Below are 26,398 nucleotides of genomic sequence, written 5' to 3'. Positions count from 1 at the left end.
GCGAGGGGTGGGCAGGCCGGCGCCCGGAACGCATAGTCGTGGCACATCCCGCGCCCGTACGCCGACACCGTCTCGGCCGGACCCCGCAGCCGGGCCGTCCGTCACGCGGCGCCCCCTTCCCGCCCCGCGCCCTGGAGTGCCGCCATGCCCGCACCCGCTGCCCCGCCCGCCCGCGACCACGCCGGACTCCCGGCCGTGCGGGGGAGACTGCCCGCCGTTCTGTTGATGACCGGGAGTTGTCTGCCCGTCCTGGGTGCGGTGCTCCTCGCCCCGGTGCTGCCCCGGATGCAGGACCATTTCGAGGGTGTCACGGGCAGCGCGGCCCTGGTGCCTCTCGTGCTGACCGTCCCGGCCCTGTCACTGGCCCTGCTCGCGCCGTTCGCGGGGGTCGTGGTCGACCGGCTGGGCCGCAAACGGCTGCTCGTGGCGGCCACCGTCCTGTACGCGCTGTTCGGCACCGTCCCGCTCTGGCTCGACTCGCTGCACGGCATCCTGCTCAGCCGCGTCCTGGTGGGCGTCGCCGAAGCGGCGATCATGACCGCCTGCACCACGCTCATCGGCGACTACTACTCCGGCCGGGTCCGCGACCGCTACCTCGCCCTGCAGACCATGTGCGCGTCCGCGTCCGCCACCGTCTTCTTCGTGCTGGGCGGCGCCCTGGGGGCGGCCGGCTGGCGCGCGCCTTTCTGCCTCTACGCGGTCGGCCTGCTCCTCGCCCCCGTCATGGCCCGCGCGCTGCCGGCCCCGACCCCGAACCCGGCCCGGCTCCCGGCGTCCGCTGATTCCGGTCCCGGGCCCCGGCCCTTCCCCGTGCGCCGCATGGCGGGGCTCTGTCTGCTCACCGTCTTCGGCGCCGTCGTCTTCTACACCGTGCCCGTCGAGATGTCCTACCTCCTCGACGACCTGGACGTGGGCTCCACCGGCGTGATCGGCGCGGTCACGGCCCTGGCCAGCGCCGCCACCGTCCTCGGCTCCGTCGTCTTCACCCGCCTCACCGGCGATCCGCGCCGCCGGCTGCCCGTTCTCCTCCTGCTGTGTGCCGCCGGTTTCCTCGTCATGGGGGTGGCGGACGACCTGCCCCTGCTGATCGCGGGCGCCGTGCTGAACTGCGTCGGTACGGGGCTGCTCCTGCCCTCGCTGCTGACGCTGGCGATGTCGCGGCTGGACTACGCCGACCGGGGGCGCGGCATCGGACTGTGGACGGCGGCGTTCTTCCTCGGCGAGTTCGTCTGCCCACTGGTCCTCCTCGGCGGCAAGGGCGTCCTCGGCAGTCTCGGCTCCGCCGTCGGGCTGCTCGGCCTGGCCACCGCGGCGGTCTCGGCCGTGCTCCTGCCGCTCGCCCGCCGCACACCCGTCCCGCTGTCCCCGCGGGCTCCGGAACAGCCCTGACCGACCGCTGCGGCGCGCGCCCGCCGTCCCCGCTTCGCAGGCCCGGCCGTCCCTGCGGACGCCCGCCATCCGTGCGCTCGGTCGTCCGTTCCGTGGGCCCCGGCACCTGGCGCACGGCGGCCAGGGCAGGGCGGATACCGGTCCATGGTCTAGCGGTGCCGCGGTGCCGCGGTGCTGCCGCGCACCACCAGTCGGGGCGTCATCGTCGTCCGCATGGCTCTGTCGCGTCGGCTTTCGACGCGTTCGACGAGCATGCGGGCGGCGGAGGAGCCCATGGTGTGGCCGGCCTGGTCGACGCTGGTCAGCTGGACGGGGGCCAGGGCGGCGAGGGCGGTGTTGTTGTAGCCGACGAGCGAGAGGTCGTCCGGGATGCGCAGACCGAGTTCGTGGGCGGCGCGGTAGATGCCCAGGGCGGCGACGTCGGCGCCGGTCATCACGGCGGTCGGCGGGCGGTCCGCGGTCAGCAGGGTCATGCCTGCCTTGAATCCGCCGTCGTCGGAGTACGCGGCGTGCTGTACGCGCGCCCGCTCCGTGAGGCCGTGCCGCTCCATGGCCCTCAGGTAGCCGTCGCTCAGCACGATCTCGGGAGTGCGCCTCCACCGGTTGGCCTTGGTGCCCGGCGCCGAGACCAGGGCGATGTCGCGGTGGCCGAGCGAGACCAGGTGGTCGACGACCAGGCCGGCGCCGATGTCGTCGGCGTCGACGACCGAGTCGTGGGTGTCGGCGGCGTCGTGGTGGCCGATGACGACGGTCGGGGTCGACGCGGCCGTGGCCAGCACTTCGTCCCGCGGGGTTCCCGGCGCGATGAGGATCAGCCCGTCCATCTGGCGGTCCTCCATGGCACGGATGGTCTTCGCCTGCTCCTCCGGCTCGAATCCGGCCGCGCCGATCAGCACGGTGTACTCGGTCTGGCGGAGTTCGTCCTGGATGCCGTCGAGGATGTCCGCGAAGAACGCGTTGCGGACGTTGTCCAGCAGCACGCCGATCGTGTAGGTCCGGCCGCGCATGCCGCGTGCCGCCGCGTGCGGGCGGTAGCCCAGTTCGGCGATGGCGGCCCTGACCTTCTCCTGCATGGCCGGACTCACGCCGTAGGCGTTGCGCATCACCTTGGAGACCGCGGCGGTGGACACACCGGCGTGCCGGGCGACATCGGTGATGGTCGTGCGTCTGTTCTTCGGCGTCCCGGCCCGGTCCATCGGCAGCGCTCCGGTTGTCGTAGGCGTCGGCGTAAGCGTAGGTGTAACGGTCTACACCGTACCTCCTGGTGCCCGCTAAGTCTTCCAGCAGATGACTGTGGTGTTACCGGGCCGTGTCTTGACGGGACCGGGGGAGCGGTGCAGGGTGTTGCCCACTCGCTGTAGAGAACGTTTTACACAACGGTCTCCAGGCGGCGCGCCGGGCCTTGTTCCTCGCCCTCGACGCCGCTCCCCAACTCCTCGCCTTCCTCTCAAAGACCTCCGGGAGTCCTCCGTGTCCCCTCGCATGCCCCGTGCCCGACGTGCGCGCCTGCCCCTGTTCACCGCCGGCACCGCCTCGCTGGCGCTGCTGGCCACCGCCTGCGGCGGCAGCGGCGGTGGCTCCTCGGCCGCGCCGAAGGACTTCAGCTACCTGAGCGTCACCGAGAACACCACCGTCAAGACGGCGCTGGGCACCCTGTCGAAGGGCGCCTGCAAGACCGCGAACGACGCGCTGCCGCTGAAGGTGGAGACCGTTCCCCAGGCGAGCCTGGACCAGAAGCTCCAGCTGCTGGCCGGCCAGAACGCGCTGCCGGTGCAGTTCGCGGCGGGCAACGCCCCCGCGCTCACCCAGCAGTTGGCCAAGTCCGGCAAGGTCGCCGACCTGGAGAAGGAACTCAAGGACCTCGGTGTCTATCTCCAGCTCGAGCCGGCCGCGGTTTCCACGATCAAGGCCCTGTACGGCGGCAAGCTGCAGGTGTTGCCGTACGAGTACAACATCGAGGGGATCTTCTACAACAAGAAGCTGTTCCAGGAGAACGGGCTGAAGGTACCCGGTACCTGGGCGGAACTGGAGTCGGCCGCGACGAAGCTGGAGGCGAAGGGCATCCAGCCGTTCTCCGCCTCCGGTCAGCAGGGCTGGCCACTGACCCGGCTGATCAGCGGCTACCTGTACCGCAGCCTGGGGCCGTACGCCTTGCAGGACGTCGCCGACGGCAAGGCGAAGCTGACGGACCCGGAGTACGTCAAGGCCGCCGAGGAGATCGCCGCCCTCGGCAAGAAGGGCTACTTCGGCAAGGGTGTCGGTTCCATCGACTACGACACCGCCATGAACCAGTTCCTCACCGGCAAGGCCGCCATGTTCTACATGGGCAGCTGGGCACTGGCGAACATCGCCGACGGCAAGCAGAACAAGGTCGGCGCCGAGAACGTCGGCTTCATGCCCTTCCCGGCCGTCTCCGGCGGCAAGGGCGCCATCGACCAGTACCCCTCCAACGTCGGCCTCGGCATCACGCTCGGCGCCAAGTCCTTCGACGACAGGACCGGCGACTGGGTCTCGTGCATCGCCAAGAACTACGGCACCACCGCACTGAAGGACCACGGCTCCATCTCCGGCTTCAAGGTCAACACCGAGGTGAAGGACGCCAACGCGGTCACCACCCAGGTCCGCGACACCATCAGCACCTCGAAGCAGAACGTGCTGTGGTTCGAGGCCCTGTTCAGCACCAAGGCCACCACCGTCAGCCAGACCAACGCGGCGAGCCTGGTCGCCGGAAGCATGAGCCCGCAGCAGTTCATGACGACCGTCCAGGACGCGCTCACCGCCGGCTGACCCGTCCGGGGCGGCCCACCGGCCTGCTCGCGCACCCCGCGTGAGCCGCCCCCGGCCCCGTCCGGCAGGTCTCTTCAACGGAAACGAAGTGGACACCACCCATGCACCGCGTACTCGGTGACCGCAGGGCGATCGCGATCCTGCTCGGTCCCGCCCTCCTCGTCTACTCCCTGATCATGCTGATCCCGATGGTGTGGTCACTCGGGTACTCCTTCACCAAGGGCAACTCCATCGACGGCTTCACCGGAAACGGCGTCGCCAACTTCTCCCGCCTCCTCGACGACCCCGCCGTCCGCGACTCCCTCTGGTTCACCCTCAAGTACGCCGTCGTCGTCACCGTCGGCCAGGTCGTCGCCGGATACCTGCTCGCCCTGCTCTATGTCTTCTTCCTCCGGCGCGCCTCCGCGCTGATCCGCACACTGGTGTTCTTCCCCGTCGTCCTGCCGACCGTCGCCGTCGGCCTGCTGTTCCAGAAGTTCTTCCAGGTGGCCCCGCAGACCGGCCCGGTCAACTCCCTGCTCAACGCGGTCGGCATCGACTCGATCGACTTCTTCGGCAGTGCCGGAAGCGCCTTCTGGGTCCTCGTCGGCATGGACATCTGGCGCTCCATGGGCTTCTACGCCGTCCTGCTCTTCGCCGGTCTCGTCGACATCCCCGACGAGGTCCTGGAGTCGGCCCGGCTGGACGGCGCCACAGGGCTCAGGCTGGTGCGGCACATCGTGCTGCCGCTGTCCCTGCCCGTGCTGATGTCGTCCCTGATCTTCAGCATCAACGGCACGCTGAAGGTCTTCGACTCGATCGTCGCCCTCACCAACGGCGGCCCCGGCAACGGCACCACACCGCTGACCCTGTACATGTTCCAGACGTCGTTCACCTACAGCGAGTACGGCTACGGCAGCACCATCGCCCTGCTGCTGACCGTGGTGTGCCTGCTGGTGAGCCTGGTCGTCTACCGCGTCTCGCGGCGCGACCTCACGGAGGGCTGAGACCCATGGCCATCGACACACCGGTGAAGACCTCCACGAACCCTCGACGAAAGGGCCCGTCCGGAGCCGCCCCGCGCCGTCCCGGACACCGGCTGTGGGTCAAAGCCGTCGTCGCGCTGCTGCTGGTCGTCGAGATCTACCCGCTGATCTGGATGTTCCTGACCTCGCTGAAGTCCAACGACGACTACCTCAACAACTCCACCTGGAGCCTGCCCACCACCTGGCAGTGGGCCAACTACACCGAGGCCTGGACCACCGGCAACATCGGCCTGTACGTCCAGAACAGCCTCCTCGCGGTCGTACCGGCCCTGGCCCTGATGCTCCTCCTCGGTACGGCCGCCGGCTTCGCCCTGCAGATCATGGTGTGGAAGGGCCGCAGCCTCACCCTGCTGGTCTTCCTCGCCGGAATGATGGTCCCGCCGCAGATGATCCTGCTGCCGCTGTTCACCGTGTACTTCCAGACCGGCCTGTCCGGCACCCTGTGGCCGCTGATCCTCACCTACACGGGCACCGGTCTGCCGCTGACCGTCTTCATGATGGCCACCTACTACCGGAGCGTCCCCCGGGAACTCTTCGAGGCCGCCACCATCGACGGCGCCGGCATCCTGCGCGCGTTCTGGACCATCAGCGTCCCGCTGGTCCGCAACGCCCTGCTCACCGTCGGGCTGGTGCAGTTCTTCTTCATCTGGAACGACCTGCTCATCGCGCTGACCTTCACCAACAACCAGGACCTGCGCACCGTCCAGGTCGGACTGCTCAACTTCACCGGCGACTTCGGCGCCACCCAGTACGGCCCGCTCTTCGCCGCCATCTGCATCAACGTCTTCGGCACCCTCCTGATCTACCTCTTCCTCAACCAGAAGGTCATGAAGGGCCTCACCTCGGGAGCGGTCAAGGGCTGACCCCGGCCCACCACCCGACTCGCCCGCCCCGCCCGCACGTGCAGAAAGGTTCCCTTTGCTCCCCCCTCAGCCCTCCCCGGTGTCCTTCGAACACCTCACGGACGGCCTCGGCATCGGCGCCCCCGCCCCCCGCCTGACCTGGACCCTGCCATCGGGCGCCGGCCCCCAGGAGGCGTACGAACTGGAAGTCGCCCGCCCGGACCGCGTCCACCGCACCGGCCGGGTCGCCGGCCGCGACCAGGTGCTCGTGGCCTGGCCCGGCCCGCCACTGTCCTCGCGGGAACGCGCCACCGTCCGGGTCCGCGTCTGGACACCGGCCGCCGGTGAGCCGACGGCTTGGAGCGAGCCGCGCGCCGTCGAGGCCGGACTCCTCGAACCCGCCGACTGGCAGGCGGTACCGGTGGGCGCCGGCTGGGACGAGGACCCGGAGGCGCAACGCCGACCGGCCCGCGTCCGCAAGGACTTCCGCCTCGACCGGCCCGTCGCACGCGCCCGCCTCTATGTCACCGCGCACGGCCTGTACGAGGTGGAGATCAACGGACGCCGCGTCGGCGACGAGATCCTCGCCCCCGGCTGGACCGTCTACCCGCACCGCCTTCGCTACCGCACCCACGACGTCACCGCCCACCTCGGCCGCGGCGCCAACACCATCGGCGCCTGGCTCGGCGACGGCTGGTACCGGGGCAAGTACGGCTTCGACGGCGGCACCCGCAACATCTACGGCACCGATCAGTCCCTCATCGCCCAGCTGGAAGTGACCTACGACGACGGCACGACCACGGTGGTCGCCACGGACGGAACCTGGAGCGCAGCCCCCGGACCGATCCTCACCAGCGGCCTGTACGAGGGCGAGACCTTCGACGCCCGCCTGGACGACCCGAACTGGGCGACCCCACAAGCCAGTTGGGACGGCACCCCGGTCGCCGTGCGAAACCGCGACCCCCGCACCCTCGTCGCCCCCCTCGGACCGCCGGTGCGCCGCACCCAGGAGATCGCCCCGGTCACCATCACCCGCACCGACGACGGCCGCCACCTGCTCGACTTCGGCCAGAACCTGGTCGGCCGCCTCCACATCACCGTCGACGGCCCGGCCGGCACCACCCTCACCCTCCGGCACGCCGAGGTCCTCCAGGACGGCGAACTGGCCACCGGACCGCTGCGCGAGGCCTACGCCACCGACACCCTGATCCTCGCCGGCCGCGGACCGCTCGCCTGGGAACCCCGCTTCACCCTGCACGGCTTCCGCTACGCCGAAGTCACCGGCTGCCCCGGTGAGTTGACCGCCGACGCGGTGACCGCACGGGTGTACCACACGGACATGCGCCGCACCGGCTGGTTCGAGTGCAGCGACCCCCTGGTCGACCGCCTCCACGAGAACGTCGTGTGGAGCATGCGCGGCAACTTCGTCGACCTCCCCACAGACTGCCCACAGCGCGACGAACGCCTCGGCTGGACCGGCGACATCCAGGTCTTCGCCCCCACCGCGAGCTACCTCTACGACTGCGCCGGTCTGCTCGACTCCTGGCTCACCGACGTCGGCCTGGAACAACTCCCCGACGGCACCGTCCCCTGGTACGTCCCCGTCATCCCGGGCGAGCCGATGTGGACGCCGATCCACCCCGGAGCCGCCTGGGGAGACGTCGCCACCCTCACCCCCTGGACGCTGTTCCAGCGCTTCGGCGACCTGGAACTGCTCCACCGCCACTACCCCATGGCGAAGGCATGGGTCGACCTCGTGGAACGCCTCGCCGGCCCGACCCGCCTGTGGGACACCGGAGTTCAACTCGGAGACTGGCTCGACCCGGCCGCCCCGCCCGACGACCCGGCGGCCGGACGCACCGACCGCTACCTCGTCGCCACCGCCTACTTCGCCCACTCGTCCCGCCATCTCGCGCTGGCCGCCGCCGAGTTGGCCAACCACACGGATGCCGCGCGCTACACGACGCTCGCCGACGAGGTGGCCGACGCCTTCCGGCGCCGCTACGTCCTGCCGACCGGCCGTATGACCAGCGACAGCCCCACTGCCTACGCCCTCGCCCTCGCCTTCGGCCTGCTGACTCCGCGCCAGCGGCAGCCGGCCGGCGACCGACTGGCCCAGCTCGTCACCGAGGACGACGCCCGCATCGCGACCGGTTTCGTGGGCACGCCGCTGATCTGCGACGCCCTCACCGACACCGGCCACCTGGACGTCGCCTACCGGCTGCTCACGCAGACCGAATGCCCGTCGTGGCTCTACCCGGTCACCCAGGGGGCGACGACCGTCTGGGAACGCTGGGACAGCCTCCGCCCCGACGGCACCCTCAACCCCGGCGGCATGACGTCCTTCAACCACTACGCCCTGGGCGCGGTCGCCGACTGGCTGCACCGCGTCGTCGGAGGCATCACCGCCACCGCACCCGGATACCGGACCATCTCCTTCCGGCCGCGCCCCGGCGGCGGCATCACCTGGGCCCGCACCCGCCACGAATCGCCGTACGGAACGGTGTCGCTGTCCTGGGAACTGACAGCCACCGGGCTGACGGCCCGCATCACCGTCCCGGAAGGCTGCACCGCCACCGCCGAACTCCCCGGCCGAGCGCCGGTCGCCCTGGGACCGGGCGAGCACGTCCTGGAGACGGCGGAGATCTCCACAGAGGCAGCCTGACCTGCCATTTCCGACCCCCATCAGCCGGGGCGGGCCGGAAACCCGACTTTCGGCCGGTCCCCTTCTCCCCTTCCGCCGGCGGCCGTCGAACAGCCGCCACCTGCTTCCGGAGAGCCGCTGTGAACAGACGAACCTTCCTCTCGGCCGCCACCGTCACCGCCCTGACCATGACCATGGCCCCCGTCATGAGCGACCGGGCGGTCGCCGCGGCCCGCACGGCGGCTCAGCACCGGGCCGCCGCGCTGCTCGCCCGTATGACGGCCGCCGAGAAGGAGGCCCTCGTACGGTGCGACTTCGCGGCCGTCGCCCACCTGGACATCCCGGCGCTGTCCATGGCTGACGCGTCGGCGGGTCTGAGAGGTGAGCGGGGCGTGACCGCCTTCCCGGTGCCGGTGGCGCAGGCGGCGACGTTCGACGAGGAGCTGGCGGGCCGGATCGGCCGTGCGATCGGCGCGGAGGGCCGGGGCAAGGGCTACAACAACCTGCTCGGACCCACCGTCGACCTCACCCGGACCTGGCACTTCGGCCGTCAGGCCGAGGGCATGGGAGAGGACCCGCTGCTGGCCGGCCGGCTGGGCGCGGCGCTCACCGTCGGCATGCAGAGCCGGCACGTGGCCGCCACCGTCAAGCACTTCGCCGCCTACACGCAGGAGACCAACCGCTTCTTCACCGACACCAGGGTCTCCGACCGCGCCCTGCACGAGATCTACGGGGCGCCCTTCCGCCGCGTGGTCGCCGCCGCCCCGGCCACCTCCGTCATGATGGCCTACCCGAAGATCAACGGAACGTTCGCGACCCAGAGCCCCGCCCTGTTCGACGACCTGAAGAAGAGCATCGGCCTCCAGGGCCACACCGTGCCGGACTTCTGGGCGGGCGACGACCAGGTCGCCGCCGCCCGCGCCGGCATGGACCTCGCCGGCCTCGGCCCCGCCGGCGTGAAGATCCCCGCGGGCGCGCTCACCGGCGGCGCGATACCAGCGGCACGGCTGGACGACGCGGCCCGCCGCATCCTCGTCACCATGTTCGCGAACGGCCTCTTCGACCACCCCCTCCCCGCACCGGCCGACAACGTGAGCACCCGGGAACACCAGGACCTCGCCCACGAAGCCGCGGTCGCCTCCACCGTGCTCCTCGTCAACCGCTCCGCCGCGCTGCCCCTGCCGACGTCGCTGAAGTCGCTCGCCGTCATCGGCCCCGCCGGCCCCGACGCCCTCACCGGAGTCGCCGGCTCGGCCTACGTCGATCCCGGCACCTGGACCACCCCCTTGCAGGCGATCCGCGGCCGGGCCGGCACCTCCCTCCACGTCACCCACGCGCAGGGCACCTTGGGAGACCTGCCCCTGCCACCGGTCCCGTCGGCCGTACTGCGCGACAGCACCGGAGCGTCCGGGCTGACCGCCTCCTACCACGCGGGCCCCGACGCCTCCGGCACCCCGCTCACCACCCGCACGGACCCGACGGTCGACTTCACCTCCGCCCCGCTCGACGGTCTGCCGGACGTGTGGTCGGCGCGGTGGACCGGCACCCTCGTCCCCACCACCACGGGCCCGCACCGCTTCTCCTTGCTGCCGGCCGGAACCGCCGCCTTGAAGATCGACGGCGCGACGGTCGTCTCGGGCACCCGGCACAGCCGCCGCTTCTTCCTCGGCCCCTACGACTACCCCCTCCAGGGCGTCAGCGACCTGACGGCGGGCCGCGCCGTCACCGTCGAGCTGACCTACACCAACGCCACCACCGACGCCGGCACCTGCGGTCTCACCCTCGGCTGGCAGCCCGACTCCCTGATCCCCGCCGCCGTGGAGGCGGCGCGCACCGCCGACGCGGCCGTCGTGTTCGTCAACCGGGTCGCCGGCGAGGACATGGACCACGAAGGACTTGACCTGCCCGGCGACCAGAACGGCCTGATCACCGCCGTGGCCGCGGTCAATCCGCGCACGATCGTCGTCCTCAACACCGACGGCGCCGTGGCCACCCCATGGTCGTCCGACGTGGAAGCCGTGCTCCAGGCCTGGTACGGCGGCCGCGGCATGGGTACGGCCCTCGCCGCCGTCCTCTTCGGCGACAGCGACCCCTCCGGCCGCCTTCCTGTCACCTTCCCCGCCGACGCCGGCCAGGGACCGGGCACCACGGCGGCGACCTACCCCGGCACCGGCGGCGCCGTCTCCTACGACGAGGGCACCGCCATCGGTTACCGCTACTACGACAGCAAGGGACAGCGGCCACACTTCCCGTTCGGCCACGGCCTGTCGTACACCACGTTCGCCCACGGCTCCCTCGAAGCGGCGTACGACAGCGCCTCCAAGAGCGTGCGCGTGGCCGTCACCGTCACCAACTCCGGCTCGCGGGAGGGCACCGAGGTCGTCCAGGTCTACGCCGGCCTGCCGGCCCCCGCCGCGGCCGAACCGCGCCGCCTCGTCGCCTTCCGCAAGGTGACCCTCGCCCCAGCGGCCTCCACACGGATCACCCTGACCGTCCCGGCACAGGACCTGACCGTGTGGAAGTCGGGCACCTGGACGCTCGTACCCGGGACCTACACCATCGCCACGGCCCGCAGCTCCCGCGACATCACCGCCCAGCGAGCCGTGCCGGTCCACTGACGCGGGGCCGCCCGTCATCGGCGTGGCCGACCCACCAGCCGGACCGAACCTCCCCCAGCACGGTGCCGCCGAGGTACGCGGCGAGTTTCTCGGCACGGGGCAGGTCGCCCCACGTGTCGACGTGGACGAAGATGGTGTGCTGGTGGGCCGGCCGCAAGCGGGAAACCGAAGCGCGGGACCGAAGCGGCGGCGCTCAGTCCGGAACCACGCCGCGGGTGAGCCGAGCGAGGTACACGTCGATGCCCGAAACGCGGCCGGGCAGCGGGGACTCGAGATCCCACCAGCGAGCCTCGCTGATCTCCTGGTCGCCCTCGAAAGCCTGGCGGTGAAGGGCGCGGCCGGTGAACAGGGCGCCGTATTCGGCACGGCGGTCTGGCGCCACCAGGAATCCGGCGTGACCCACGTACACCAGCGGCCCGTGGGCGTCCTGCCCACACTCCTCGAACAGTTCCCGGACGGCCGCCTGCCGAGGAGTCTCACCCGGTTCGAGCATGCCACCGGGCAACTCCCAGCTGTCCCGATAGCGGTCGTGCACCATGACGACCTCGTCCTGGTGCCACAGAGCCGTCAGGGCCATGGGCATGGGGGCATCGCCGGGAAACACGCCTTCTTCACCCCGCGTGAAGGAGACCAGCAGGCTGCCCCGGCTGTCGAACGCCAAGGGTCTGGCAGAGGCTTCGGACACCTGGACATCCTTCCCCGGCCCGAGCCCTCCGATTCACCCTGAGGCGCGTCGAGGAAGACATGCACCCTCGCGATGGCACCGTCCCGGACGCTGATCACGGGGCTCCTCCCGGCGTCCAGGCGTACGTCGATACCGCCTGGGCGGCCCGAACGGGGCCGCCGCGTTCCAGCCGCGTTCCGGGAACCGCGTCGGCCAGGGCGTGCTCCGGACGGCCAGGCGCTCGGCGACGAGGGCGAGCCCGCCGACCACGACCAGGCGCCGTATCCCCGCCCTGCGCACGCCGTCCGGCGCGGCGCGCCCCACCTCCAGGAGCGACTCGGTGGCCTCGCTGCCGTCGTGGGGTGGCGTCACCGCCGGCACCACCGCGTCGTGGCCGGCCGCGCGACGCTGTCGGTGTCGCTCGCGTCCGCCGCCCGAGTGCCGTCCTTCCCGCCGCGAGTGGAGGACGAACTGACGCCGCCGGGCCGCTCGTTGGGGCCGGGCGTCCAGCTGGTCACCGCCCGGGCCGAGGAGCACGTCGACGAGGTCCTGACCTCCCGCGGACCCACGACGACCGTACCGCCGAGTCGGCCATGTGGTGACGTCAGCGGAGGTTGGCCCCCTGCGACCGGAGTTCTCGCTGGACCGCGCTCGCCGGGACGTCCCGCGGCTGCCGGCCCCGCGTCGCCGCGAGGGCCGCGCAGACGCCCGCCGCCTGTCCCGTGGCCATGGAGATCGGCATGACGCGGTAGGAGGAGTGGGCCACATGGTCGCCGGAGATGCAGCGGCCCGCGACCAGGATCCGGTCCAGCCCGCGGGGGAGGAGACAGCGCAGGGGAATGTCGTACGACTCGCCGCGCGGCAGCCGCTTGAGCGTGGTGCCGCGGCCGCTCGGGTTGTGGATGTCCACCGGGTAGGCGCCGCGGGCGACGGCGTCGCCGAACTGGCGGGCCGTGAGCACGTCTTCGCCCGTCAGCCGGTACTCGCCCACGATCCGGCGCGTCTCCCGCACACCGACCTGGACGCCGCTCTGCACGACGTAGGAATCGGCGAAGCCCGGCACCCGGTCGCGCAGGAAGCGGGCGATCTGCGCCATCTGACGGTGAGCCGTGAACTCGGCGCGGGTGAGGTCCCAGACGCTCGTGCCGAGCGCCTCGGTGACACGGGTGGAATTGACGGCCAGCTCCCCGGGGTTGGGGGTGGCGAAGAAGAGCACGTCCTCGCGCGGCAGATCCAGTTCCCCGGCGTCCGTGGCCGCGCGGACCAAATCCCACAGCCCGTGCACGCCCCTCCACTGGTCCGGGTTGGCATGGGTGTAGGAGGTGAACTCCTCCTGGTCGAAGCGGACCATGCGGAACATCAGCGTCATGGGCTGGGTCCAGCCGTCCTCCGGCCGCCCGATGTCGTACGCCGCCCCGGCCGCCGCGGCGATGTCGCCGTCCCCGGTGCAGTCGACGATCACGTCCGCGTCGATGACGAGCGGCCCCGACTTGGTCTCGAACACCGCACGCGTCCGATCCGGCAGGCCGAGGACGCCGGAGGCGAACGCGTGCAGCAGCGTACGCACCTCGTGGTTCTCCAACAGGTCGTACGCCACCAGCTTGAAGAGTTCCGCGTCGAAAGGCACCGTGTAACCGGTTTCGAGCGAGGGCCGGATCGCCGCTCCCGCGCGCACGAGCTGCTCGAGGAGTACCCACAGCACCCCGCCGACGACCGGCTCGCCCTCGCCGTGGTCGGGCGGCAGCAGGCGTCCGGTATCACCGGGCACGGCCTGCTTCACCTCGTTGTGGAAACTCATCAGCGGCATCACCAGGGCCGCGGTGGCATTGCCGCCGAGGAACCCGTACCGCTCGACGAGGATCACCTCCGCTCCGGCGTTCGCGGCCCCGAGGGCCGCGCCGATGCCGGCCGGACCACCGCCGACCACCAGCACCTGCGTGGACCCGGCGTGCAAGGCCTGGCGTGGCGGGAGTTCCACGCTCCTGGGGGTGCGGGGCGGCTTCAGGTAGGACATGTTCGGCTCCCTCGGAGACCTGTGGCCGCGGGCGTCAGCCGGCGACGGCCGCGGGCACCGGCGTGCCACGGTGGACGGCGTGGCGTGGTGCGATGTCGTCCAGACAGGCGAGCAGCCGGTCGGCGGTCTGGGCCGCCCGTGACCGCATCGACGCCGTGCGGGCGGCGGTGTCGGCCAGCCGCGAGGGCCGCTCGTCCCACAGACGGTCCACCTCCGCCAGCAGCAGTCCTGTCGTCTCCCTGACCACACCGCGCAGGGCGGGCGCGCCGATCTGCTCGGCGAAGTCGAAGACCTTGCCCGCGTACGGCAGGGGCAGCAGCGGGATGCCCGCCAGCGCGGCGAAGATCAGGAAGTGCAGCCTCATGCCGACGGCCAGGTCCAGTCGGCTGACGATGTCGAGGACCTGCTGCGGCCCGTGGTCGCCGTGCAGCACCGTGCAGTGGTCCGCCGCCGCCATACGGGACGCCACGGCGTGCGCGTGCCGGATGTCACCGCGTTCCATCGACACGAAGACGACGTGGGCGTCGAGCCGGTGGACGAGGAAGTCCCCCACACTGGCGAGGAGTTGGTGGTACCCCTGTTCGTCCAGGTGCTCGGCCGCGCGCCCCGGTTCGCGCACGCTCATCCCCACCAGCCGTACCCCGGGCGGCACGGCCTCCGCCCGCAGCAGCGCCCCACCGCTGTCGCCGGGCTCGAGCAGCAGCGCCGGATCGGCGGTGACGGTGATGGGCCGGGTGAGTCCGGCCTCCTCGAGGACCAGCTTGGACTCCTCGTCGCGGACCGTCACCTGGACCGCGTCGGAGAGCGCCGCACGGACCCACACACAGTCCGCCTCATCGGTGAGCGGACCGGCGCCCACCGCATAGGTGAAGACGGGCACCCCCAGATCCTGGGCGGTCCGGGCCATCCGCAGATAGCGACGTGCCTCGGTGTCGTACAGGATGCCGCCCCCGCCGAGCACGAGCACGCTCAGTCGGCGCAGATGCTGGGAGATGCCCTCCCGGCACACGCCCTCCCAGCGGACGACCTCGACGTCCGGATGGACCCGGCGGGTGTGCTCGGGATCGCGGGAGAAGACGACGAGGTGCGCCTCCGGCCGCCCGGCCCGCACACGGTCCAGCAGGGCGGTGAGGAGAGCCTCGTCGCCCACGTTCCGGCCCCCGTAGGAGCCCAGTACGCCTACGGTCACCCTCTCTGCACCGCCCATGACCGACCCCTTACCACGTCCACTGGCCGTACTCCTCCAGCTCGAGTACGCGAAGCCGGAGGGCGAACCCCTGCCAGGTGCCCGTTTTGATGCTTCTGTACCGTGCCGCGGCCGCCCGGCCGGAATCCGGCGGGCCGGACCCGTCTCGCCGCGAGATTTCGCCCGTCCGTCGGCCGCGTGCCATCGTGGCGGTCATGGCTGTCATGGCGGGCACAGTGGACGTGGCCGTGCTGGTCGGGCTTCAGGCCTCCGGCAAGTCCACGTTCTACACGCGGTGCCTTTCCGACCGGTACGCGCTGGTCAGCAAGGACCTGCTCCCCCGCGGCGCAAAGAACAGGCAGCAGCGGCAGATGCGCCTGGTGGAGGACCACCTGGCGGCCGGGCGGGCGGTGGCGGTGGACAACACCAACCCGTCGCCGCAGGAGTGGGGCCCGCTGGTGGAACTGGCCCACGCCCGCGGGGCGACGGTCACGGCCTACTGGTTCCCGCCGGACGTGGCGGGCTCGCTGCGCCGCAACGCGGCCCGCGAAGGCCGCGCGCGCGTCCCGGACGTCGGCGTCCTGGCCACGCTGAAGCGGCTGCGCAAGCCGTCACCGGCGGACGGGTTCGACGAGGTGCGCGAAGTGCGGTTCGACGGCCGCGGCGGCTTCGAGGTCCGCCCCTGAGGATCCGGACCGGAACCCGGGCACACGACGGAGCGTTCCTGACGTACGGCGCCGGAGGGCGCGGGCTTCACGCGGCCGTGGTCAGTGCGGTGGCCGTGGCGATGGCGATGTCGGCGCGGGCGTGAATGATCAGGCGGATCCCGGTGGTGTCGGCGTTGGCCTCGTCGAGCAGGCGTCGCGCGGGGGCGCTGTGGGTGGCCACGGACATCACCAGCCCGAGACGGCTGCAGAGGCGGTGCGCCCGGAGGACCACGCCGACCGCCGCCTCCGTCGCCGCCGCTTCATGCAGGACGATGACGACGGAAGCCGGCATGTGCCCCTCGATCAGATCACCGATCTCGGCGAGCAGAGCGGCCCGCCCGCTGATGCCGGGGTCTTCGTGCACCGTGATGACGAGCACGTCCTGTTCGAGTACGTGAAACATCGTCACGGTCATCCATCCCCTCCGCGGTCGATCGGTTCCTATCCGGACTACCCCGTCCGGGGCGCGTGATGCGAGGCGCCGCCGACGGTGTACGCGCCGGTGCCGTATGTCATGGCGGCGGCCCCCGCGTGCGTCCCGGACGGCGAAGCCGCCGAGTCACCGGGTGTCCCTCGACGTCCTCCGGGCACCCGGCCCGGGAACGGGACGAATAAGGAGGAAGCCTGCAGCTGTCATTCCTGACACCACTGTTCGACCGTCGTGGCCCGTGGGCCACCGTGTACTTCGACCCCGCCCAGAACGACGAGTCCGGGGCCAAACGCCGGGAGCTGTCCGTACGGGAAGCCTGCCGGACCCTGGAGGACGAGGGCGCCGACGCGGCGACCGTCCAGGCGGTGCGCGATGCCCTCATGGACGTCGGCCCCGCCGAGGACCCGTCGGGCCGGGTGGTCTTCGCCGCCGGAGGGGAGGTCGTGCTCAGCCATCGGCTCTCCCGGCCGCCGCAGCGGCAGATCGCCAGTTGGGCCCCGCTGCCCCGGCTGACACCGCTGCTGGAACTGTCCAGCCAGGACCCGGTCTGCCTGGTCGCCTACATCGACCGGACCGGCGCCGACTTCGAACGCCGTGGCGCGGCCGGACCGCAGGACGCCGGGCAGGTCGAAGGGCGGCAGCACCCGATTCACCGTACGGCCACGGCGGACTGGTCCGAGCGGCACTTCCAGCTCAAGGTCGAGAACACCTGGGAGCAGAACGCCGCCGAGATCGCCGAAGCCCTGAAGACGGCGTACGAGGAGTCCGGCGCCGACCTGGTCGTCCTGGTCGGCGACCCCCGTGAACGGTCCGCCGTACGGGAACGGCTGCCCGAAGCCGTTCGCGAGGTGACGACGCAGACGGAGCACGGTGGCCGTGCCGCGGGCTCCTCCTCCCCTGCCCTGGAAGAGGCCGTCGAGCAGGCCCGCCGGCAGCACCAGCGTCGTCTCGTCGAGGAAGCACTCGACCGTTTCCGCGCCGGACGGGTGGGCGTGGCCGACAAGCCGACGGACGCCGTCGAGGGCGTTCCGGCACTGGTGGAGGCCGTCCGGGAGCACCGCGTCGACACGCTGCTCATCCGGCCCGACGGGGCGGACCTGGCCCGCGAGACATGGGCCGGCGCCGACCCCGATCAGGTGGCGGTGCGCCGTACCGAGGCGCAGACCCTGGGGGAGAGCGAACCGATGCCGGTACGCGCCGACGACGCGCTGCTGCGGGCCGCGGCCGTCACCGCCGCCGACGTACTGGTCGTCCCTCCGTCGGACGAGGACGGGAACGGTGCTGACGTGCCGACGGGCGGCCTGGGCGCACTGCTGCGCTGGACCTACGAGCCGGCCCCCGCGTGACGACGGCGCACACCGAGGAGGGGAAAGGTGGAGATGGTGGAGCGAGGCAGCAACCCCGTCAGTCCCCGAAAGGACGACGAGCTGAAGCACGAACTGGAAGGCCAGTTGCGGGGCCGGCAGGCCCACTCACGCGGAGGAGGCCTACGAGCCCGAGCCGCCCGCGGACGACGACATCCGCGTGGACCCGGGCGGACCGGTGCCCCCGCCCGGCGAGGAACGTGAACGGGTCCGGGCGGAGACCGAGGCGAACACCCTGCGCGGCGAACTCGCGCGCCACCTCGAACGAACCGCCTTCCCTGCCGACCGGCGGACCGTGCTGGACGGCCTGGAGGCGCACCACGCTCCCGAGCCCGTGCCGGAGGCCGCGCGCCGGCTGCCCGACGGACGGCGGCCGGTACACCGACGTGACCGAGATCGTCGACGCGCTCCGTTCCGGCCACACCGGGTGAGTCCGGCGGACACCTGCCGCGAACGATCCTGTCGGCCGCCGGAGTGAAGGGTCGGAGCATCGTGAGGTAGCGGGAGCGCGCGGGGGAGGGATAGGTCCTGGGTGCCGAGCGGGCGGGGCGCTCGGGGAACAGCGGCCGTCCCCGCCTCCGCCGGAGGAGGACGGCGCCTCCGCACGCGCGAGGGACGGCCGGTCGGTACCCGGCTTCAGCACGACAAGGAGTGGAGAACCCATGGGACACGGCGGAGACGTCATCCAGGAACTGACCGCGGACCACCGCGAGGTGGACGCCCTCTTCGAGCAGATCGAGGCGCTGCCGGCGGCCGACCCGCAGCGACGCGAACTGGCCGACCGGCTCACCATGGAACTGGTCCGCCACTCGGTGGCCGAGGAGGAGCACCTGTACCCGACGGTGCGCCGGTACGTCGACGACGGGGACGACCTCGCCGACGAGGAGATCGCCGAGCACGCCGAGGTCGAGCGCATGCTCAAGGAGCTCGAAGGCTGCCAGCCCGGTGACGGCCGCTTCGACGCGCTGATCACGGAGCTGAGGAACTCCGTCACCGCGCACGTCAGCGGCGAGGAGAACCGGCTCTTCCCGATGCTGGCCGAGGTCTGCTCCGGCACCGCCCTGGAGGACCTGGGCGAGAAGGTCCGTGCGGCCAAGAAGAACGCCCCCACCCGCCCGCACCCGTCCGCGCCGGACACCCCGCCCGCCAACAAACTCCTCGCCCCCGGCACCGGCATGGTCGACCGCCTGCGCGACATGCTCTCCGGGCGCGGAAAGCAGGGGTGACCGGGGCCCTCCGTCGACATGTCTGAGCGGTCCGGTCGTCGTCGCGAAGCACGGCGCGCCACCCGACATGGAGGTGGCGCGCCGTCCGCGTACGCGGAGTCAACTCGTACGCGCTTCGCGGGTGCGGGACCGGTTGGCCTTGCGGATCGCGTCGAGCAGTTCGGGCTTCGACATCCGTGATCGTCCCTCGATGTCCAGTCGCCGCGCGAGAGCGTAGAGATGCTCCTTCGTGGCCTGCTCGTCGACGCCCTCTCCGCTGCGTCCGCCCTGCTGGCGGGGGCGGGCCGACCGCGGGTCCGAGGGGCCCTTGCGGCCCCCCTCCTTGCGCTCCCAGTGGTCGCCCACCTTCTCGTGCGTGTGCTTGAGCGCGCCGTAGGCGACCCGGTGTGCCCGCTCGCCCTCCCCGTACTGGTCGACGGCCGAGTCATGGGCCTTGATCCAGGTGCGCTGGGCCTCCTGCGAGGAGCGTTCGAGGGTCGACGGCAGCTCCTGTCGTCCGGGCATGTGACTCACCTTCTCGGGTACGGCCGCCCTCCGACCGGGTTCCCGTAACGGCGCCGCGGTACCCAGTTTCCGCTGACCGCCCTCGCCCTCGACGACGGTTCGTGGCCCTACGCCCCACACCAGACGACGAACACCACGCCGAACCCGCACGGTCATCACACTGAGCCTCTCCCGGGGGTCAGCTGGGCTGTGACGGAGGGCGCCCGAGGGCCCGCAGCCGAGGGCGGCGGGATCGAAGCCGACGCCACTCAGCAGGTCCACGGCCACCCTGCGACGACCGGTGACGGGGTGCTGCCGGACCGGGTGACCACCCCGGGGTCGCGCTCGGGCCGGCCCCGGAAGCGGCACCTGCTCGACCTCGCCAGTGCCGTCGCCGTCGAGTACGCGGTCCTCCCGGTGGGCGCCCTAGTAGGCGCTCTGCCGGGCCATGATGTCGCGCATCGGTGTGTCGCGGGGGACTCCGTACAGGGTGCCCGGCCAGGCCCAGATGCCCGGACCGCCCGCGGACGAGCGCGTGCTCCGTCACGACGCTGCCGACGCCGATTCGGATCTCCCCGTCCCTGGCGGTCAGCACGGCGCCGTGCAGCACGCGAGCCCGCTCGCCGAGCACGACCGCGCCGCAGACGGTGGCGGAGGGGCCGACGTAGGCCGAGTACCGCACACCGATCCGGCGGCTCATGTCAAAAATGCTTTACCTGATGTCTGATCTGCTTTACATTCCTCGTGTGACACACGAAGAGAAGCGCGCGTGGATCATCGGGATCCTCGCTGTCGGTACCTATGCGGCCTACCTCACCGTCGTGCTGGGACGGGCCGCCGGCACGCCCGTGGCCGACGTGGCGTACGCGTCGCCGTTGCTGTGGTCGGTCGGCGTCTCGATCGGGGCGTCGATCGTGCTGAGCATCGTCGTCTCGATCGGTGCGCCCAAGGGCGCCAGGACGAGGGACCAGCGAGACCGGGAGATCCACCGGTTCGGTGAGTACATCGGGCAGTCGTTCGTCGTCATCGGCGGGGTGGCGGCCCTGGTCCTGGCACTGGCCGAGGCGGACCCCTTCTGGATCGCCAATGTGGTCTACGCGGGGTTCACTCTCTCGGCGATCCTCGGATGCGCGGCGAAGATCGCCGCCTACCGCTGGGGATTCCAGCCTTGGTGAGGGAGCCGACCAAGGTCACCAACTCGATCAGGGCCCTGCGGTTCGCGCAGGGAGAGATGACCCAGGCGGAACTGGCCGACCGGATCGGCGTGACCCGGCAGACCGTCATCGCCATCGAGAAGGGCCGCTACTCGCCCTCCTTGGAGATGGCCTTCCAGATCGCCCGCGTGTTCGGCGTCTCGCTCGACAAGGTCTTCCAATACGTGGACGAAGAAGAAGGAGACACCGCATGAAGGCGATCGTCCAGGACGTCTACGGCCCCGCCGAGGTGCTGGAGCTGAGGGACATCGACAAGCCGGTGGCCGGTGACGACGACGTGCTCGTCCGGGTGCGCGCGGCCGGGGTGGATCCGAGCGTCTGGCACCTCATGACGGGCCTGCCGTACCCGATACGCATCATGGGCTTCGGCCTTCGCAGACCCAAGCTCCAAATACGCGGCTGGGACGTGGCCGGCACCGTCGAGGCGGTCGGACGGAACGTGACCCGGTTCCGGCCCGGCGACGAGGTCTTCGGCACCTGCGAGGGCTCCTTCGCGGAGTACGCGTGCACTCGGGAGGACAGACTGGCGGCGAAGCCGCCGAACGTCGGCTTCGAGCAGGCCGCGGCCGTGCCGATCTCCGCCTTCACCGCACTGCACTCGCTGCGGGAGCAGGGCCGTGTCCAGCCGGGGCAGAAGGTTCTGGTCATCGGAGCCGGCGGAGGCGTGGGGACGTACGCCGTACAGCTGGCCAAGGTGTTCGAGGCGGAGGTCACCGGCGTCTGCGGCACCGACAAGGTCGAACTGGTCCGCTCGCTGGGGGCGGATCACGTCATCGACTACACCCGCGACGACCTCGCCGCCGACGGCCGCCGCTACGACCTCATCCTCGACACGGCGGGCAACCGCCCGCTGTCCCACCTCCGGCGCGCCCTCACCCCGCGGGGAACCCTCGTCATCGTCGGAGGCGAAGGGGGAGGGCGCTGGCTCGGCGGTCTGCACCGCGCCCTGGGGGCACTGGCACTGTCCCCGTTCGTACGCCAGAACCTGCGCGCGCCCTTCGTGAAGGAGCCCACGCGGGACGTCCTCGAGCCGTTGGCCGACTACATCGCGGCCGGCCAGGTCACTCCGGTGGTCGACCGGACGTACCCTCTCGCCGAGGCGGCCGACGCGATCCGTCACTGGGGGAAGGGCCACACGCGCGGCAAGCTCGTACTCACCGTCTGAGCCGCTCGAGGACCACGCCGACGGGGGCGGTGGACGTGAGCTGGAATGATTCCGGCGGTAATCTGGTTGTAGAAGCCGGTCGCAGTTTTACTTGTGTGTTTGTGCCAGTCGCATGCTCGCAGAGAACGATGTTGCGGGCGCGAAGCTTGTTTTCCAGGTTGTGCTGGAGCAGCCGCGTCGTTAACCGGCCGGGTACTCACACGGTGTGGGCTACCCAACCCAGCCCCTGTAAGGAGCAGCAATGACTCAGGGAACCGTCAAGTGGTTCAACGCCGAGAAGGGCTTCGGCTTCATCGCCCAGGCCGACGGCGGGCCGGACGTCTTCGTGCACTACTCGGAGATCGACAGCTCCGGCTTCCGTAGCCTGGAGGAGAACCAGCAGGTGGAGTTCGACATCGTGCAGGGCCCGAAGGGCCCGCAGGCTTCGCGCGTCCGCCCCCTGTAAGCACACGAGGTAGGCACACGCGCAGGCCCGAGCGGCCTGCCGTCGCCGACGTGACAGAAAAGAGCCGGTGCCTTCCGGGCGCCGGCTCTTTTCTGCGTCCCGTGCACCACTGAACGCGCCGTTCCCCTACCGGACGTGCCCTCGCCCTCCCCGGCGCCCGAAAGGAACGGCCCGGTGGGACAGTGGACTACATGTGCGGTCGTTACGCTTCCACCCGCAGTCCCGAGGACCTCGTCCAGCACTTCCGCGTCGACGAGCTACGTGTCGAGGAGACGCTCGCGCCGAGCTGGAACGTCGCCCCGACCGACGACGTATGGGCCGTCCTCGAACGCACACCGCGCGGCGAGGACGACGCCGCGCCGGTGAGGCGGGAGCTGCGGCCGCTGCGGTGGGGCCTGGTGCCGTCGTGGGCCAAGGACGTGAGGACCGGCGCACGGATGATCAACGCCAGGGTGGAGACCCTGCACGAGAAGCCCGCCTTCCGCCGCGCGTTCACCCGGCGCCGCTGCCTCCTGCCCGCGGACGGTTTCTACGAGTGGCAGCAGGTCAAGGCCGAAGACACGGGCAGGACGCGCAAGCAGCCGTACTTCATCCACCCCGAGGACGGTCAGGTCATGGCCCTCGCGGGCCTGTACGAGTACTGGCGCGACCCGCGGGTGAAGCGGGACGACGACCCCGCCGCCTGGCTGATGACCTGCACCGTCATCACCACCGACGCCACGGACGCGGCCGGCCGCGTGCACCCGCGCATGCCGCTCGCACTCACCGACGACCACTACGACGCGTGGCTCGACCCCGCCCACCAGGACCCCGACGAACTGCGCTCCCTGCTGGGCCGGCCCGCGGACGGACACCTCGACGTCCGGCCCGTCTCACCGGCCGTCAACAACGTCCACAACAACGGACCACACCTCCTGGACCCCGTCACGCCGTAGCCACCGGCGCGGCCCGTGCCTGTCCGCGCAGAGGGCACCGGTCTCGGCCGAGGACGGTCAGTCGGGGACGTCGATCAGGACGCGGCCGCGTCCGCCGGCGTCGGCCACGGTCGTGGGCCTTGGCGATGCCGGCGGGGCGGGAAACGGTCGCCGATGGCAGGCGGCCCGCGGCCTGACCGCCGCGGCCGTCGTCGGCGCGCTCACTCAGACGCAGGGTGACGTTGTCGAACAGCAGAGGCCAGAGCGGGACCCCGGTGCGGTCGGGCGGGTGGCGTACGCGGCGATGACCGCGCCGTTGGCGACGACGGCGTCGGACCGGGGGCGGGGGCCGGCAGCTCGCTGACGTGCAGTACGTCGGTGGCCGGGCCGTGTTCGTCGTACCAGGACGCGAGCATGGGATGCTCCGATACCGGTCTCCGTAGAAGGTGAACCAGCGCGAGAAGTCGGTGATCACGGGCTCGGCGGGCTCTCTCAGCCGACACAGCATCTCCTCGCGTCCCGCCTCGGTCAGGTTCGGCAGGTACCGGCCGCCGCCCGCTTCCGGAGCGGAGCGTCACCCGATCGGACCAGTTCGCTCTGCGGCCCACCGACGGAACCTGGTCGGATGACGATGGCCCCTCGCGCCGTCGGCGCGCCGATCCCGACTCCTCCAGGGCACGTGATGCAGCCGCCATTCGAAGCAGCGAAGCAAGCCGCGTCGAGCAACCCGTACGCCGCGTACCTGCGGCTGCCGGAGCTGCTGGCACTCCAGGAACCGCTGTCTCCCGCCGTGCGGACGGCGCAGTGGCGGACGGCGCAATGGCGGGACGAGCACCTGTTCATCGTCGTGCACCAGGCAGCCGAGCTGCTGCTCTCGCATGCGCTGGTCGAGCTGTGGCAGGCCCGAGAGGCGCCCGCCCGGACAGGCGGGCGGTGCCCGGTCGTCGACGCGCTGCGGCGCGTGCGGGAGTTGCTGGACCAGCTGGAGCATCTGCTCGGTCTGCTGGACAGCCTCACGCCCGCGCAGTTTCATGCTTTCCGCCCGCTGCTCGGCGAGGCGAGCGGCGGGCAGTCCCTTCAGTTCGCGGCGCTGCTCCACCAGATCGACTCCCCGGACTGCGGCCTGCCCGCCCATGCCCGGACGGCAGAGGTCGCAGGCCCTCTGGAGCAACTGCGCACGTCCGCCCAACGGTGGAAGCTGCGGCATCTGCGCCTGGTGGAGCGGATGATCGGCGACACCGCCGGCACGGGCGGGACGGACGGCGTCGACTACCTGCGTTCCCGCATCGACCCCGAGGTGCTGCACCAAGGCGCTCACCCTGAAGACGGTGAGGAGGAGTGAGCAGGGGCCGCCACGGCCGAACCGCCTCACCCCGCTAGGAGCCCTCGACCTCCTGGCCGGCTGGGCCCCACCCACGACGACGCCACCGACGACGACCCCGAACGGCCGCGCCGGCCGACGACTCCCAACGGGCCGATCCGGCGGAGACCGCCGACTGACCGACGAGCCGCACGACCGGGCCGGGAGCGTGCGCCCCTTGCGCGTGCCACGGCGTGCGCTCACTCGCGAGGGTGGGCTCGGGAGCTGGAGAATCGATCTTTCCCGACACGGGTAGTGACCGTGGCGTCACCGGATCCATACGTTCCGTGTTGATCGGGCTCAGCGCCCGCACCCCAGGCATCCGACGCGCCGTAGTGCCGCGACACATGCCTGCTGTCCTCGGAGGATCCGATGTCCCCAACCCCGTTCAGGACCAAGCTCGGCCGCAGCCTCACCGCCCTGTTCGCCGCCGCGGCCCTCGCCGCGTTGCCCGCGGCGGCGGAGGCGTCGACACCGACGTCGACGAAGGCCGCGGCCGCCCAGCAGGCCGCCGTGGGCGACATGACGTTCTACACCTACTGCGGCGCGGCGTTCATCCTGCACGTCGAGCTGTGGTGGACGGACGCCGCCGGGAACGTGGACCACACGGGCAGCGGTTGCTCCGCCGGAGCCACCGCCGGACCGATGCGCGCGCCGGGCGACGCCCGCGACGTGAGCATCTACTGGTACAAGTACCCGGCCGGTTCGCCCTTCGACGAACGCCACTTCCCGACCGCCGAACCGGACGCCACGCTCTGCTACTCGGCCCGGGGGACCCTCATCTGGGGGTGGGTCGACGAGACCTCCTGCTAGCCCGCCGCGCGACCGCGGTCTCACGGAAGGGTCGGCGGTCCGGCCACCTCCACCGCGGCGGGCCGCAGGAGGTGTTCGCCGACGCGGTAGCCGGCCCGCAGGACCACCGAGCACGTGGGCCGTTCGACCTGGTCGGTGCAGTGGTAGGAGACGGCTTCGTGCCGGGCGGGATCGAAGGGGTCGCCGGGTGCGCCGAAGGACTCCAGGCCCAGAGCGGTCAGTTGGCTTTCCAGCAGGTCGACGACCTGCTGGAAACCGCCGGTGACGTCTTTGTGCCTACGGGCCTCGTCGACGGCGTCGAGGACCGGCAGGAGACCGGTGAGTACGTTGGCGACCGCGACGCCGCCCACCGAGCGGCGCTCCCGGCGGACCCGCTGACGGTAGCTGTCGTACTCGTCCTTCACCCGGCGCAGTTCCGCCGCCTGCTCCCGCAGCCGGGCGCGCAACGTGTCGCTGTCGTCGCGGGCCGTACCGGTCTGCCGGGCGGGCTCGAGTTCCGCGCGACGACGGGGCTCGAGCCCGACAGCGTTCTGGGGCCGGTCCCGGACGACGGTCAGCGCGCGCTCGCCGGGACGGTCGGTGCCGGTGGGACGGGTCATCCGGTGCCCTCCTGCCGCTTGTCCTCGTCGACGATCTCCGCGTCGACGACCTCCTCGTTCTGCTCTGCCCCACCATCCCCGCCGCCTGCCTGCGCCCCCTGACCCTGGGCCTGCGCCTGGGCGTACATGGCGGTACCGACCTTCTGCGCGGCGGCGGTGACCTTGTCGGCGGCCTGCCGCAGGACGGCGGTCCGATCGCCGTCACCCGGCTCCTCCCGCAGCGCCTGCTTCAGTTCCGCCAGCGCGCTGTCGACCTCGCTCCTCACCTCCGTGGGGATCTTGTCGGCGTTGTCGGTGAGCAGCTTCTCGGTCTGGTAGGCGACCTGCTCGGCGTGGTTGAGGGTCTCGGCGGCCTCACGCCGGCGCCGGTCCTCCTCGGCATGCTGCTCGGCCTCCCGCATCATGCGGTCGATGTCGTCCTTCGGCAGCGAGGAGCCGCCGGTGACGGTCATCTTCTGCTCCTTGCCGGTGCCGAGGTCCTTGGCCGTGACGTGCATGATGCCGTTGGC

25 protein-coding genes are annotated in these 26,398 nt (G+C 71.5%); 17 read left to right on the top strand and 8 right to left on the bottom strand.

Translation table 11 applies throughout. The features are described 5' to 3' along the window. Positions 1-144 precede the first annotated feature (144 nt). Positions 145-1,389, top strand: a complete 1,245-nt coding sequence (locus ACFWJX_RS16930; protein WP_383243067.1) for an MFS transporter — start codon at positions 145-147, stop codon at positions 1,387-1,389. A gap of 149 nt (positions 1,390-1,538) precedes the next feature. On the opposite strand, the gene ACFWJX_RS16925 is transcribed toward ACFWJX_RS16930, so the two are convergent. Next, positions 1,539-2,585 (bottom strand): LacI family DNA-binding transcriptional regulator, encoded by a 1,047-nt coding sequence (locus ACFWJX_RS16925; RefSeq protein ID WP_383243065.1) that lies wholly within the window; start codon positions 2,583-2,585, stop codon positions 1,539-1,541. Positions 2,586-2,859: 274 nt separating this feature from the next. On the opposite strand from ACFWJX_RS16925, the gene ACFWJX_RS16920 reads away from it, so the two are divergent. The 5 genes from ACFWJX_RS16920 (at position 2,860) to ACFWJX_RS16900 (ending at position 11,305) form a co-directional block, all read left to right on the top strand. Further along, positions 2,860-4,176 (top strand): ABC transporter substrate-binding protein, encoded by a 1,317-nt coding sequence (locus tag ACFWJX_RS16920; protein ID WP_383243062.1) that lies wholly within the window; start codon positions 2,860-2,862, stop codon positions 4,174-4,176. Between the two features lie 101 nt (positions 4,177-4,277). Beyond that, positions 4,278-5,162 carry a carbohydrate ABC transporter permease gene (locus ACFWJX_RS16915; protein ID WP_383243059.1) on the top strand — a complete coding sequence of 295 codons (885 nt, stop codon included), beginning with the start codon at positions 4,278-4,280 and terminating at the stop codon, positions 5,160-5,162. 5 nt (positions 5,163-5,167) lie between these two features. Continuing rightward, positions 5,168-6,064 carry a carbohydrate ABC transporter permease gene (locus tag ACFWJX_RS16910; protein ID WP_383243057.1) on the top strand — a complete coding sequence of 299 codons (897 nt, stop codon included), beginning with the start codon at positions 5,168-5,170 and terminating at the stop codon, positions 6,062-6,064. A gap of 79 nt (positions 6,065-6,143) precedes the next feature. Next, complete coding sequence (locus ACFWJX_RS16905; RefSeq protein WP_383243054.1) at positions 6,144-8,708, top strand: family 78 glycoside hydrolase catalytic domain; 2,565 nt, start codon at positions 6,144-6,146, stop codon at positions 8,706-8,708. Between the two features lie 119 nt (positions 8,709-8,827). Continuing rightward, positions 8,828-11,305: a beta-glucosidase gene (locus ACFWJX_RS16900; RefSeq protein ID WP_383243051.1), complete on the top strand. Its 2,478-nt coding sequence runs from the start codon at positions 8,828-8,830 to the stop codon at positions 11,303-11,305. Positions 11,306-11,498: 193 nt separating this feature from the next. Here ACFWJX_RS16900 and ACFWJX_RS16895 read toward each other — a convergent pair whose 3' ends face one another. The 3 genes from ACFWJX_RS16895 to ACFWJX_RS16885 all read right to left on the bottom strand — a co-directional run bounded on the left by ACFWJX_RS16895 (position 11,499) and on the right by ACFWJX_RS16885 (position 15,190). Continuing rightward, positions 11,499-11,990 (bottom strand): NUDIX hydrolase, encoded by a 492-nt coding sequence (locus ACFWJX_RS16895; protein ID WP_383243048.1) that lies wholly within the window; start codon positions 11,988-11,990, stop codon positions 11,499-11,501. A gap of 583 nt (positions 11,991-12,573) precedes the next feature. Then, positions 12,574-13,983, bottom strand: coding sequence for an FAD-dependent oxidoreductase (locus ACFWJX_RS16890; protein WP_383243045.1), 1,410 nt, complete (start codon positions 13,981-13,983; stop codon positions 12,574-12,576). A gap of 34 nt (positions 13,984-14,017) precedes the next feature. Then, positions 14,018-15,190: a polysaccharide pyruvyl transferase family protein gene (locus tag ACFWJX_RS16885; RefSeq protein WP_383243042.1), complete on the bottom strand. Its 1,173-nt coding sequence runs from the start codon at positions 15,188-15,190 to the stop codon at positions 14,018-14,020. 194 nt (positions 15,191-15,384) lie between these two features. Between ACFWJX_RS16885 and ACFWJX_RS16880 the strand changes: the two genes are divergently transcribed. Continuing rightward, positions 15,385-15,855: an AAA family ATPase gene (locus tag ACFWJX_RS16880; protein ID WP_383243039.1), complete on the top strand. Its 471-nt coding sequence runs from the start codon at positions 15,385-15,387 to the stop codon at positions 15,853-15,855. Positions 15,856-15,922: 67 nt separating this feature from the next. Here the strand turns inward: ACFWJX_RS16880 and ACFWJX_RS16875 are convergent, their stop codons facing one another. Beyond that, positions 15,923-16,291, bottom strand: coding sequence for a hypothetical protein (locus tag ACFWJX_RS16875; RefSeq protein ID WP_383243037.1), 369 nt, complete (start codon positions 16,289-16,291; stop codon positions 15,923-15,925). A gap of 209 nt (positions 16,292-16,500) precedes the next feature. On the opposite strand from ACFWJX_RS16875, the gene ACFWJX_RS16870 reads away from it, so the two are divergent. The 3 genes from ACFWJX_RS16870 (at position 16,501) to ACFWJX_RS16860 (ending at position 18,896) form a co-directional block, all read left to right on the top strand. Continuing rightward, a complete protein-coding gene (locus tag ACFWJX_RS16870; RefSeq protein WP_383244000.1) occupies positions 16,501-17,652 on the top strand; it encodes a Vms1/Ankzf1 family peptidyl-tRNA hydrolase in 1,152 nt (383 codons plus the stop codon). Positions 17,653-17,830: 178 nt separating this feature from the next. Further along, the gene (locus ACFWJX_RS16865; RefSeq protein ID WP_383243034.1) at positions 17,831-18,148 is read left to right on the top strand and encodes a DUF2795 domain-containing protein; all 318 of its coding nucleotides are present in this window, start codon (positions 17,831-17,833) and stop codon (positions 18,146-18,148) included. A gap of 184 nt (positions 18,149-18,332) precedes the next feature. Then, positions 18,333-18,896, top strand: coding sequence for a hemerythrin domain-containing protein (locus tag ACFWJX_RS16860; protein ID WP_383243031.1), 564 nt, complete (start codon positions 18,333-18,335; stop codon positions 18,894-18,896). A 99-nt stretch (positions 18,897-18,995) separates the two neighbouring features. Here the strand turns inward: ACFWJX_RS16860 and ACFWJX_RS16855 are convergent, their stop codons facing one another. Beyond that, a complete protein-coding gene (locus ACFWJX_RS16855) occupies positions 18,996-19,400 on the bottom strand; it encodes a ChaB family protein (RefSeq protein ID WP_383243028.1) in 405 nt (134 codons plus the stop codon). Between the two features lie 725 nt (positions 19,401-20,125). On the opposite strand from ACFWJX_RS16855, the gene ACFWJX_RS16850 reads away from it, so the two are divergent. From ACFWJX_RS16850 to ACFWJX_RS16820, 7 genes are all read left to right on the top strand, one after another. Continuing rightward, positions 20,126-20,554, top strand: coding sequence for a hypothetical protein (locus ACFWJX_RS16850; protein WP_383243025.1), 429 nt, complete (start codon positions 20,126-20,128; stop codon positions 20,552-20,554). Next, the gene (locus ACFWJX_RS16845) at positions 20,551-20,787 is read left to right on the top strand and encodes a helix-turn-helix transcriptional regulator (RefSeq protein ID WP_383243023.1); all 237 of its coding nucleotides are present in this window, start codon (positions 20,551-20,553) and stop codon (positions 20,785-20,787) included. Before ACFWJX_RS16850 ends, ACFWJX_RS16845 begins: the two co-directional genes overlap by 4 nt. After that, on the top strand, positions 20,784-21,758 hold the full coding sequence (locus tag ACFWJX_RS16840; RefSeq protein WP_383243019.1) for an NAD(P)-dependent alcohol dehydrogenase: 975 nt from the start codon (positions 20,784-20,786) through the stop codon (positions 21,756-21,758). Before ACFWJX_RS16845 ends, ACFWJX_RS16840 begins: the two co-directional genes overlap by 4 nt. Positions 21,759-21,999: 241 nt before the next feature. Next, positions 22,000-22,203, top strand: a complete 204-nt coding sequence (locus ACFWJX_RS16835) for a cold-shock protein (RefSeq protein WP_073491490.1) — start codon at positions 22,000-22,002, stop codon at positions 22,201-22,203. 191 nt (positions 22,204-22,394) lie between these two features. After that, positions 22,395-23,138, top strand: coding sequence for an SOS response-associated peptidase (locus ACFWJX_RS16830; protein ID WP_383243016.1), 744 nt, complete (start codon positions 22,395-22,397; stop codon positions 23,136-23,138). A 661-nt stretch (positions 23,139-23,799) separates the two neighbouring features. Beyond that, positions 23,800-24,459, top strand: coding sequence for a tryptophan 2,3-dioxygenase family protein (locus ACFWJX_RS16825; RefSeq protein ID WP_383243013.1), 660 nt, complete (start codon positions 23,800-23,802; stop codon positions 24,457-24,459). Between the two features lie 390 nt (positions 24,460-24,849). Further along, on the top strand, positions 24,850-25,290 hold the full coding sequence (locus ACFWJX_RS16820) for a hypothetical protein (RefSeq protein ID WP_383243010.1): 441 nt from the start codon (positions 24,850-24,852) through the stop codon (positions 25,288-25,290). A gap of 20 nt (positions 25,291-25,310) precedes the next feature. Here the strand turns inward: ACFWJX_RS16820 and grpE are convergent, their stop codons facing one another. Then, complete coding sequence (gene grpE, locus ACFWJX_RS16815) at positions 25,311-25,889, bottom strand: nucleotide exchange factor GrpE (protein WP_383243007.1); 579 nt, start codon at positions 25,887-25,889, stop codon at positions 25,311-25,313. Next, positions 25,886-26,398, bottom strand: a 513-nt coding sequence (locus tag ACFWJX_RS16810) for an Hsp70 family protein (RefSeq protein ID WP_383243004.1), incomplete at its 5' end; no start/stop codon positions are given. The genes grpE and ACFWJX_RS16810, both read right to left, overlap by 4 nt.

This window comes from Streptomyces sp. NPDC058335 (assembly GCF_042723915.1).
GTDB lineage: Bacteria > Actinomycetota > Actinomycetes > Streptomycetales > Streptomycetaceae > Streptomyces.
This window is presented reverse-complemented; position numbering and strand designations above follow the sequence as displayed.

What these genes read in the sequence shown, in the direction of transcription:
- ACFWJX_RS16930 (WP_383243067.1), top strand. Translation starts at nt 145, where the DNA reads ATGCCCGCACCCGCTGCCCCGCCCGCCCGCGACCACGCCGGACTCCCG.
- ACFWJX_RS16925 (WP_383243065.1), bottom strand. Translation starts at nt 2,585, where the DNA reads ATGGACCGGGCCGGGACGCCGAAGAACAGACGCACGACCATCACCGAT.
- ACFWJX_RS16915 (WP_383243059.1), top strand. Translation starts at nt 4,278, where the DNA reads ATGCACCGCGTACTCGGTGACCGCAGGGCGATCGCGATCCTGCTCGGT.
- ACFWJX_RS16910 (WP_383243057.1), top strand. Translation starts at nt 5,168, where the DNA reads ATGGCCATCGACACACCGGTGAAGACCTCCACGAACCCTCGACGAAAG.
- ACFWJX_RS16890 (WP_383243045.1), bottom strand. Translation starts at nt 13,983, where the DNA reads ATGTCCTACCTGAAGCCGCCCCGCACCCCCAGGAGCGTGGAACTCCCG.
- ACFWJX_RS16885 (WP_383243042.1), bottom strand. Translation starts at nt 15,190, where the DNA reads ATGGGCGGTGCAGAGAGGGTGACCGTAGGCGTACTGGGCTCCTACGGG.
- ACFWJX_RS16880 (WP_383243039.1), top strand. Translation starts at nt 15,385, where the DNA reads ATGGCTGTCATGGCGGGCACAGTGGACGTGGCCGTGCTGGTCGGGCTT.
- ACFWJX_RS16875 (WP_383243037.1), bottom strand. Translation starts at nt 16,291, where the DNA reads ATGACCGTGACGATGTTTCACGTACTCGAACAGGACGTGCTCGTCATC.
- ACFWJX_RS16860 (WP_383243031.1), top strand. Translation starts at nt 18,333, where the DNA reads ATGGGACACGGCGGAGACGTCATCCAGGAACTGACCGCGGACCACCGC.
- ACFWJX_RS16855 (WP_383243028.1), bottom strand. Translation starts at nt 19,400, where the DNA reads ATGCCCGGACGACAGGAGCTGCCGTCGACCCTCGAACGCTCCTCGCAG.
- ACFWJX_RS16840 (WP_383243019.1), top strand. Translation starts at nt 20,784, where the DNA reads ATGAAGGCGATCGTCCAGGACGTCTACGGCCCCGCCGAGGTGCTGGAG.
- ACFWJX_RS16835 (WP_073491490.1), top strand. Translation starts at nt 22,000, where the DNA reads ATGACTCAGGGAACCGTCAAGTGGTTCAACGCCGAGAAGGGCTTCGGC.
- ACFWJX_RS16830 (WP_383243016.1), top strand. Translation starts at nt 22,395, where the DNA reads ATGTGCGGTCGTTACGCTTCCACCCGCAGTCCCGAGGACCTCGTCCAG.
- ACFWJX_RS16825 (WP_383243013.1), top strand. Translation starts at nt 23,800, where the DNA reads ATGCAGCCGCCATTCGAAGCAGCGAAGCAAGCCGCGTCGAGCAACCCG.
- ACFWJX_RS16820 (WP_383243010.1), top strand. Translation starts at nt 24,850, where the DNA reads ATGTCCCCAACCCCGTTCAGGACCAAGCTCGGCCGCAGCCTCACCGCC.
- grpE (WP_383243007.1), bottom strand. Translation starts at nt 25,889, where the DNA reads ATGACCCGTCCCACCGGCACCGACCGTCCCGGCGAGCGCGCGCTGACC.